The 8,909-nt window shown below is 62.3% G+C and carries 7 protein-coding genes and 1 pseudogene; 2 read left to right on the top strand and 6 right to left on the bottom strand.

Annotation, left to right across the window (positions count from 1 at the left end; genetic code table 11):
* The 3 genes and pseudogenes from WA317_RS03565 to WA317_RS03575 all read right to left on the bottom strand — a co-directional run.
* Positions 1 to 641: pseudogene (locus tag WA317_RS03565) on the bottom strand (amidohydrolase family protein); the annotation flags it as partial.
* Positions 638 to 976, bottom strand: coding sequence for a hypothetical protein (locus tag WA317_RS03570; RefSeq protein ID WP_425171728.1), 339 nt, complete (start codon positions 974 to 976; stop codon positions 638 to 640). The pseudogene WA317_RS03565 and the gene WA317_RS03570, both read right to left, overlap by 4 nt.
* On the bottom strand, positions 973 to 2,241 hold the full coding sequence (locus WA317_RS03575; RefSeq protein WP_425171729.1) for an aromatic ring-hydroxylating oxygenase subunit alpha: 1,269 nt from the start codon (positions 2,239 to 2,241) through the stop codon (positions 973 to 975). Before WA317_RS03575 ends, WA317_RS03570 begins: the two co-directional genes overlap by 4 nt.
* A 186-nt stretch (positions 2,242 to 2,427) precedes the next feature.
* Between WA317_RS03575 and WA317_RS03580 the strand changes: the two genes are divergently transcribed.
* Positions 2,428 to 3,867, top strand: coding sequence for an aldehyde dehydrogenase (locus tag WA317_RS03580; RefSeq protein ID WP_425171730.1), 1,440 nt, complete (start codon positions 2,428 to 2,430; stop codon positions 3,865 to 3,867).
* A 311-nt stretch (positions 3,868 to 4,178) separates the two neighbouring features.
* On the opposite strand, the gene WA317_RS03585 is transcribed toward WA317_RS03580, so the two are convergent.
* From WA317_RS03585 to WA317_RS03595, 3 genes are read right to left on the bottom strand one after another with little or no spacing between them, the layout of a single operon-like run.
* Positions 4,179 to 5,876, bottom strand: coding sequence for a nitric oxide reductase activation protein NorD (locus WA317_RS03585; RefSeq protein WP_425171731.1), 1,698 nt, complete (start codon positions 5,874 to 5,876; stop codon positions 4,179 to 4,181).
* On the bottom strand, positions 5,873 to 6,691 hold the full coding sequence (locus tag WA317_RS03590) for a CbbQ/NirQ/NorQ/GpvN family protein (RefSeq protein ID WP_425171732.1): 819 nt from the start codon (positions 6,689 to 6,691) through the stop codon (positions 5,873 to 5,875). Before WA317_RS03590 ends, WA317_RS03585 begins: the two co-directional genes overlap by 4 nt.
* A gap of 1 nt (position 6,692) precedes the next feature.
* Positions 6,693 to 7,865, bottom strand: coding sequence for a spirocyclase AveC family protein (locus tag WA317_RS03595; protein ID WP_425171733.1), 1,173 nt, complete (start codon positions 7,863 to 7,865; stop codon positions 6,693 to 6,695).
* Between the two features lie 211 nt (positions 7,866 to 8,076).
* On the opposite strand from WA317_RS03595, the gene WA317_RS03600 reads away from it, so the two are divergent.
* Positions 8,077 to 8,679 carry a TetR/AcrR family transcriptional regulator gene (locus WA317_RS03600; RefSeq protein ID WP_425171734.1) on the top strand — a complete coding sequence of 201 codons (603 nt, stop codon included), beginning with the start codon at positions 8,077 to 8,079 and terminating at the stop codon, positions 8,677 to 8,679.
* Positions 8,680 to 8,909 lie beyond the last annotated feature (230 nt).

Raw genomic sequence — 8,909 nt, forward strand, 5'->3', positions numbered from 1 at the left:
GCGGTGCTGTGCGACATGACCCCGCCGGACGCCGACACCTTGATCAGCTTGGCGCCGTGCCGAATTTGGTAGCGCACACAGGCGATCACGTCGGGCACGCCGTTGGCGATACCCTCCGCGACAGATAGCGGCATGATCCCGGGCGCCAGCCGCTGAAAAACCGTCGGGTCCAAGTGCCCGCCGTAGGGGGTGACCGCGTGGCCTGCGGCATAGATCCGGGGACCGGCATGCCAGCCCTGGTCGATAGCCCGCTGCAGCGCGACGTCGAGCAGGTAGCCGCCGGTCTTGACCATCAGCCCGAGGTTTCGCACGGTGGTAAAGCCGGCCTCGAGCGTGGTGCGCGCATTGACCGCGCCGCGCAGTGTGCGATACGCCGGGTCGTCTTGGACTCCGTGCATCGGCGCCGGTAGACCCTCGGGGCCGCCGGGGCCGCCGATAAGCAGGTTGAGTTCCATGTCCATCAGACCCGGCAGCAACGTGACGTCCCCAAGATCGACCACGCTGCTCGGATCCGGCAGTGGCCCTTCGGGATTGACCGCGGTAATACGCTCGCCGTCGACCACTACCACCGCCGGTGAGCGCACCTTGCCGGCGTCGACATCAGCCCAGCGGGCGGCTCGCAGGACGGTCACGCCGGTCACGGGAAGGGCTCAGACACGCAGTCCAGGGTGGAAGCACCGGAATCGGGCACGCGCGGCTGCTTCCAGCACTCCGCCGGAAACGACACCATGATCATCGAATACAGCAGGTGCAACAAATTCATTACGTCCTCAGGCAAGTCGTCGAGAGGGAACTTGTCGCAGTAAGCGATGGCTTCCTCGGCACGCGGGGTGATCGCGTCGTAAAAGGCCTTCATTTCGGTCATCGAGCTCGCCAGCCTCTTGGCGTAGCGCTCCGGTTCGGTGGGCAGGCACCACTGCGCGAAAGGCTCAAGGTCGGCGAATTCGGTTGGCAGCAAAGCAGACACCGTGTTCACACTCCTGCCCTGGTCATCCGCAGGTACTCCTCGATCCAGGCCGCGGTCTCTTTATGCAGGTGACGCAGCAAGATCTCCTGGTCGTTGAGTAAGAAGCGGTCGACCGCGCGCGATTCGATCATGCTCTGGGTCGCTTCCAGCGTATTGGCGTCCTGCAGCCCGTATTCCTTGAACGACACCGCCGCCAGTTCCTGGGCGACCCGCTCGCGCGGGCTACGCGGCTGCGGGAAGTACAGCGTGCCCTCGAAGACGTGGCTGTTATAGGACGTGGGCCAGTAGTGGTACGTCAGATACCAGCCCTGACCCCAGAACAGGATGACGAAGTTGGGGAACAACTGAAATGAATCGAGGCCCCACGGATCACATTTCGCGGGATTCAGACCGGCGGGCATCTCCCCCAAGTCGGGCTTGTCCCAAGGTCCGAACAGTCCGCTCTGACAGATGTCCTCAATCGGCTTGCGCATCTCCGCCGACATTTCCCAGGCCCGCACACCCGACGTGCTGACCAGCCGGTGCGGGCCTTCCAGACGGTAGTGCGGGGCCTCGAAACCCGCCTCGGCGGCCGCCTTCGAATAGGCCGTCGGCGACTGGTTCGCATGTAGCACCGGTGCGTGATAGAACTCCTGGAAAGCATCCATATACAGCTTCCAGTTCGCCTTTACCTCCGAGCGGTAGCACCAGCGCGAGGTCATCTTCCCGAACGGATACCCCTCCAGGCCCGTGACCATCGGCCCCATAAATTCGCGCAGCGACTGCTCGGGCTGTTTCGCGAAGTTGACGAAGATAAAGCCTTCCCAGACATCGCAGTGCACCGACACCAGCCCGTAGCGACTCTTGTCGAGATCGAAAAACTCCTCCTCCTGTTGTACGAACGTCAGGTTGCCGTCCAGGTCATAACGCCAGGCGTGGTACTTGCACGTGAATTGGCGGCAGACACCGCTGGTCTCCTCGAGCGGCATGTCGTTCCACATCAGCTTGTTGCCGCGGTGCCGGCAGACGTTGTGGTACGCCTTGATCTCCCCGGATGTCGTACGCACCAAGATTATCGAGGTGTTGACGACCTTGAGCTCCTTGGTGAAGTAGCTGCCTTTACGTGGAAGCTGTTCGGCCCTACCCACATTCAGCCAGGCGCGTTTGAAGATCGCTTCGCGCTCCAGGTCGTGGATCTGCGGGCTGATGGAGTCCTGGTAGGACACCGGCCCGGTGCCCAATTCCGGGTAATGTTGCGTCCAGCTGCCCTCCGGGGGCTTGGGGAATCGAGCCATCACCGCTCCTGTCCGTTTCGATCTCACACGGACCCCCGGCGGTCAGACACCCATCCCTCCGATACTGGATGGGGAATGGCTACGCAGCCACCCGTTTCAGTGATCCGTAGGACTCCGTCGGGCCGACGGTATATGCTGACCGGCCTAATCGCAAGTAGTTGATACTGCGGAGGATGAAGGGCCGGGATGAATCGCAACCTTGGGTTCCAGATCGCAGGGGGTCGCACGGCGCTGACGCAGGCCAACGCCTTCAAAGTCATCTCACCGCACACCGAGCAATCCATCGCCGAGGTCGCAGCCGCGGGGCCAGCCGACGTCGACGCAGCCGTCAATGCGGCGCGCGCGGCCTTTGACACCGGCCCCTGGGGCCGCTGCGAGTCTCCGGAGCGCATCGCGGCGATCCGCCGGCTCGCCGACGTCTACGACCAACGGCGCGCAGAGATGGCCAACACCATCACCGCCGAGATCGGTGCTCCCATCACCTTTGCCCAGCGCGCCCAGGTCGGGCTGCCCGCGATGATGATGCGCGCGTTTTGCGACCTCGCCGAACGGCACCAATGGCGCGAGACCCGGCCCGGTTTCTTCGGCGCCGATGTGCTCGTGCACAAGCAACCCGTTGGCGTAATCGCCGCGATCGTGCCGTGGAACATGCCCCAGTTCCTCATTATCACCAAACTGGTGCCCGCGCTGCTGGCCGGCTGCACGGTAGTGCTCAAGCCCGCCCCCGAATCCCCGCTTGACGCATTGCTTTTGGCTGAAATGATCGACCAAATCGACCTACCCCCGGGAGTAGTCACTGTACTGCCGGGCGACGGTGCGGTCGGTGAACTCCTGGTCGCCCACCCCGGCGTGGACAAGGTGTCGTTCACCGGATCAACTGCCGCGGGGCGGGCCGTCGCGGCAGCGTGTGGGGCCAAGCTCACCAAGGTCAGCCTCGAACTCGGCGGCAAGTCCGCCGCCATCATCCTCGACGACGCCGCACCCGAGAAGGTCGCCGCCGGAGTGCGCTCGGCCAGCCTTTCCAACAGCGGCCAAATCTGCAACGCGTTGACCCGCGTTCTGACACCCGCGCACCGCCACGAAGAATACGTCGACGCACTCGCGTCCGAAATGACGAGCCTTCGAGTGGGTGATCCCACCGATCCCGACACCCAGATCGGCCCGCTGGTCTCCCACCGCCAGCAGCAGCGCGTCCGAGACTACATCCAGATCGGTCAAAACGAAGGCGCGCAACTGGTGGTCGGCGGCACCGACATGCCCGACGGCCTCGACCGCGGCTGGTACGTCCAACCCACCCTCTTCGCCGCCGCCGACAACACCATGCGCATTGCCCGCGAAGAGATCTTCGGACCCGTAATCACCGTCATCCCCTACCGCGACGAAGACGATGCAGTGACCATCGCCAACGACTCCGACTACGGCCTGGCCGGATCGGTATGGACCGCCGACACCGACCGAGCCCTGGCCATCGCCGCGCGGGTCCGCACCGGCACCGTCGGAATCAACCAGGGCTACACTATGGATCCCCTTGCGCCGTTCGGCGGCGTCAAAGCCAGCGGCTACGGCCGCGAACTAGGCCCCGAAGGACTCGACAGTTACCTCGACACCAAATCGATCGCGATATGACGGGCGTGTGAAGACGGTTCGCGACATCACAACGGCTCCTTGGACACCGATGCCCCAGCGCAAATCGCGACGGCATGCAGGACCAAATACCTACCACCGTAACCGAATTCCCATCCGTATGGCTGATCCGCGGTTTCCACGTCACGAAGATGAGAATTCCGTTACATGAAATGACGAGCAAAAAGAACGCTGGCGGGTCGCCTTGGAGTTAGCGAAGGTAGCGCTCGGTCAACGGCGTGGCCGTCTACCAGGAACGCCTCCGATGTGGAAAGGCCGGTATTGGCCAGCGCACCCGTCAAGCACCTTCATACCTAACCTCGCGAAGGTTTCGGCGCGGCAAGTTCCCGCAGAGAAGATAAAAACAACTCATCCATCCGTGGGCTCAATTCGGCCAGCGTCGCGGCGCTGGCGTGGCCGGCGGAGCCGAAGACGCGTTCGAGCACCTCGATAGTACTAGCGGCGCCGATCGAAAGGCAAAGGCAGGCAACGCCATCCGTGCGGAGCTCTTCCAATGCCTTATAGGCGTCGGCTTCGGCGTAACGGCCTTCGTAGCCATCGTCGTAGGGGAAACCATCGGAAAGGACGACCAGCAGCCGATTCGGGGTGCCCGCCTCGGTTTTGAGGATTTCGCCCGCACCACGGATGCCGGCGCCGAGGCGTGTGTATCCCGACGGTTCGAGCTGGTTGAGTCGGGCTCGCCCGACAGCGCCGAAAGATTGTTCGAACGTTTTGATCGCATGCAGCTGGACAGCGTGTCGGCCCTGGGACCGAAATCCGTAGACGGCGACGCGGTCCCCAAGCTCTTCGAGCGTGACGGCTAATATTGAGGCCGCCCGTCGCTGGTGGTCGTGCACGGCGAGGCCGTCCGAATCGGTATCGATAGCGGATCCGGAGGCATCGAGCAAGATGAAGACGCCGAGATTGCGAGCGAGTTTGCGGCGCTCCAGGTAGACGTTTTCCGGCGGCGAGTAGCCGGAGCGCAGATCGACGAATAGATTGATGAGCGCCTCAATGTCGAGGTCGTCGCCCTCCGGACGGCCGCGTAAAACCCTGGGGCCGAGGCCGATACGAGACAAGCGACGCCGCAGCACATCGTCGTGCGGAACACCGGCGGCGGAGACGTCAGCGGTGGCCGTCAGCGGAAAGTCAATGACCCGGCACCACGCAGGCCGATAACGGTTGTTGTAGACATCCCACTCCGGGTAGAGAGCGCCGCCTATGCCTACGGCAGCGCCGGGCTTGCCGTCATTGGTAAAATGTATTCGCGTGGGCAGAGGCCGGGCATTGGCACCGACCGCGTTGACCCGCCGAACGGAACGAACCTGCATCTCCGCGCCAGCAACCCCGTCCCCGGGAGCACGCGAGTTGCCGAACAGCTTACGGAAGTAGTCCGAGAGGGCCCGTGAGTTGAAGAGCGGATTTTCAAATAGCTTGAGGATTTTGCTTTCCCCGGACTGCTCCTGGTCGTCGCCGTCGTCGTCAGCCTCGGGTAGGTCGATGGGATCGAACTCCAAGCGCAGCTCTTTATTGGTAGCCTGCGCGCCCGGTCCCGGAGAACATGCCAGCAATCGGGACGGTTTGATGGCACCGAACCATTCCGGTGGATCGGCGACCTTCACTCGCCCACTGGCCACCTCGAGCGACTCATCGGCGCTTGCTGTGCTCGCCGGCTCGGCGGGCAGAATAGCGGCAGCGAGTGGGTTGTGCGTGGCAAGCTCGGCAAGCACTCGGCGACCTTCCAGTGCCAGGTAGCGGCGCGCCAACCCAGGACGTGCCCGTAGAGCCTTCACCAATCGCCGATCGAGGCTGCCCGCACCGAGCAGCCCGCTCTGGACAAGCACCTCGCGGCGCTGCTCGGGGACAGAACCGCCTACCGAAACGAAGATTGCCTGACCGTTGGTGTGAGCTGGCTCCCCAGCGGGTGCCTCCGCAATACCGACAGCCCTGCCGGCAATGAAGGTGGCAAGGAGTCGAAACCGGTCAGCGCTGTTGGGATCGGAAGCGCTCACGTCCGGGGCAAAACGGCATCGACGAGTTCACCCAGGGCGAGCACGACATCCCGATCGTCGGAGAGGGCTTGGACGACGGCCGCCTGGACGGCACTGCGTAGGCTGAGCCCTTCAGCGACGAGGCCCCCAGCGAGGATCAACATCCGGGTGGAGGACACTTCACGAAGCGGTGAGCCGTCCAGATTTCGAATCGCGTTACCTAGCTTGACCAAAGCGCTCGCCGTGTCGAAATCGATCCCGGCTTCGTGGACCACTACCTCCGTCTCGATCTCAACAGGGGGGAAGTCGAGCTCGATGGCGACGAAACGCTGCCGGGTCGACTCCTTGAGATTCTTCAGGACGCTCTGGTAGCCGGGATTGTAGGAGATCACCAGCTGGAATCCTGGCGCCGCTCGCAATGTCGTGCCGAGCCGATCGACCGGAAGCTCGCGGCGGTGATCGGCGAGCGGATGGATGACCACAGTGGTGTCCTGGCGTGCCTCCACCACCTCGTCCAGGTAGAAGATGGCGCCCTCGCGCACGGCGCGAGTCAAAGGCCCATCCACCCAGACCGTTTCGCCGCCCTTGAGCAGGAACCGACCCACCAAATCTGCTGACGTCATATCCTCATGCCCCGCAACGGTAATGAGATCGCGGCCAAGCTCGTCAGCCATCGCTTCCACGAAGCGGGTTTTCCCACACCCCGTCGGACCCTTCAACAGCACGGGCAGACAGCGGCGCGCCGCTGCACGGAAGACCTCCACTTCATCGCCGACCGCCCGGTAGAAGGGCGCCTCCGAAACGGAGCGAACAGCTGCGGGTTGACTATTCAACAAATCACTTTCCCCGATCGAACGGAACGGTCTTCGGAAGCTCTACACCCGGTGGAAGAACAAGCCGGCCATCCGGATTGATGTAGCCGGAGTTTTTGCCAGGGATCGGTAGAGCAGGATCAGGACAAAGTCGGTCCGTCCCGTCACCGCAGATGCCCATCAGGAAGTACGACCGCTTCAGGAGGTCCTGAGGCCACGGGTCCTGGTGCGTGGCGAACCACTGTGCGGGAATGTTGTAGAAGACGAAGAAGAACATGCTGCACGCCCCGAAGACCGCCAGAAATCGGGTGAATTGCTGCTTTGCAAAGCCGCCTTGGACTCGTTCGAGACCCCGTTCAACGAATGTCCGGCCACGATCGTCGGTGAAGTAGCGCAGGGCGCACAGACCCGCCTGCGCACCACCCCACATGAGCCCTTCGTAAAGTGGCCATTGGTAGTAGGTGCCGGCGTTGATCGACAGGGATCTGATTGCGCCGGGATAGGTGAAAAGCCCCATCGGCATTAAGAACAAGCCCTCGATGACCAGATCGAATAAAAACGTCCATACGATCAGAACACCGATCAACCCAATGTTGCTGATGTTGGGCCAGCGCGACTTGGCCCGGCGCATGACCCAGCATCCAAGGATCGTGCATAGCAGGACTCCGTACGAGTAACCCGGCGCATTCATCAAGAGCGGCTCGGCCATCATGCGGCCCGGTTTCCCAAACGACATCCAACCCGGAATGTTCTGCACCCACGAGCCCCGATTGAACATCCAGGTGTTGTACGTGCTCCAAGTATTGATGTAGTTCAGCAGCGGATCCTGGAAAAACATCAGGCCGCAGGCCACCAGGAGCATGCCGTCGAGCGTGATTCGCCGCTCCCGCCGCCAGGGCCTGACGATGAAGTAATAAATGCCGACCGGTAAGCCCGCAACGATGACAGCCGTCCACGTAAGAAGGATCACCTTCATGAACATCGGCGGATCGCTTGGCCCAGTGGGCACCCGCACGAAATTAGGGCCGGTGATCCAACGGATCCATACATATAGCTGAAAGGCGAGAATCGCACCACCGACGATGGCCCACATCCGCACCGGCCGGGCCTTGGAGTGAGCCTGGGCGCCGAGCGACGCCACTTCGCCGAGGGACTCCGTGACAGAGGGCGCATTCTTCCTGTTGGACAGTTCAGTCATGACACTGTCTCCTTCTGGATCGTCGTTGTACCGCGTTCGCGAACTCGATCGCATTTGATATGCGGGTGGGTGATAAGCCCAACGTCGTAGACATCTTTTGTCGACAGAGCGGACATCAATCCTCTACCGAGGCAGCCCAGCCGCCGTCAACATACCAACTAGTATCTTAGCAACCAAGAGGCATCTCAGATTCTGTGACAAAATCGCTGACATGGTTGAGCGTTGGACCCGCGAGCGACGCGTCGAGCACACCCGGTCGCTTCTCCTGGACGCAGCGGAGGAGGTGTTCGCCGAGAAGGGCTTCATGGCAGCTTCCCTCGACGACATCGCACACGCGGCCGGCTACACCAAAGGTGCCATCTACAAGCACTTCTCGACGAAGGAAGACCTCTTTCTAGCAGTGAGCGACCGGTACTGGCGTCGCTATTTCGAGAACTTTGCCGAGGTGATGTCGACAGCGACCCAAATCGGGGCGCGCGAGCTCGATGAGATCGCCGAGCGTTGGCAACAGCTGAGCCGTGACCGCGGTGCCGAGCATGCAGCGTTGGGACACGAGTTCACCCTCTACCTGATTCGCAACCCCGATGCAAGAAAACGGGTGGCCGCCAAGAGATCAGAGGTCGTCAAGGCGCTCGCGAAGTTCATCGTCGAGGGCATCGACCGGCTCGGCGGAGCCTTGCTGATCCCTCCACTGACATTCGCACAGGTGCTTGCCGCCACCACCGACTCCGTCATGCTGGGAAGCCAACTCGATGATGTCGACCTCTATAGGCCGACTCTCGAAATGTACGTTTCCGTAATCAAACTGCCCTGAGCACAGGAAACACCAGCCTGCGGTCGCAGCCGGTCGCGCGTTCGGCGGTTAGGGCGTCAGCCCGGTGATGATCAGTCCGACGCCGACGCCGACGCCGACGCCGGCGCCGGTGTAGTTGAGGGTGTCTGGAAGCCTGAATGTCGTCATCGTTGTCGTCAGAACTGCCTGAAAAATTTTCCGCGGATCGGTCCATTCCTCCGCTCAGGCGTGGTGCGTAGTCAGACTGCCGT

The organism is Mycobacterium sp., assembly GCF_049802695.1.
Taxonomy (GTDB): domain Bacteria; phylum Actinomycetota; class Actinomycetes; order Mycobacteriales; family Mycobacteriaceae; genus Mycobacterium.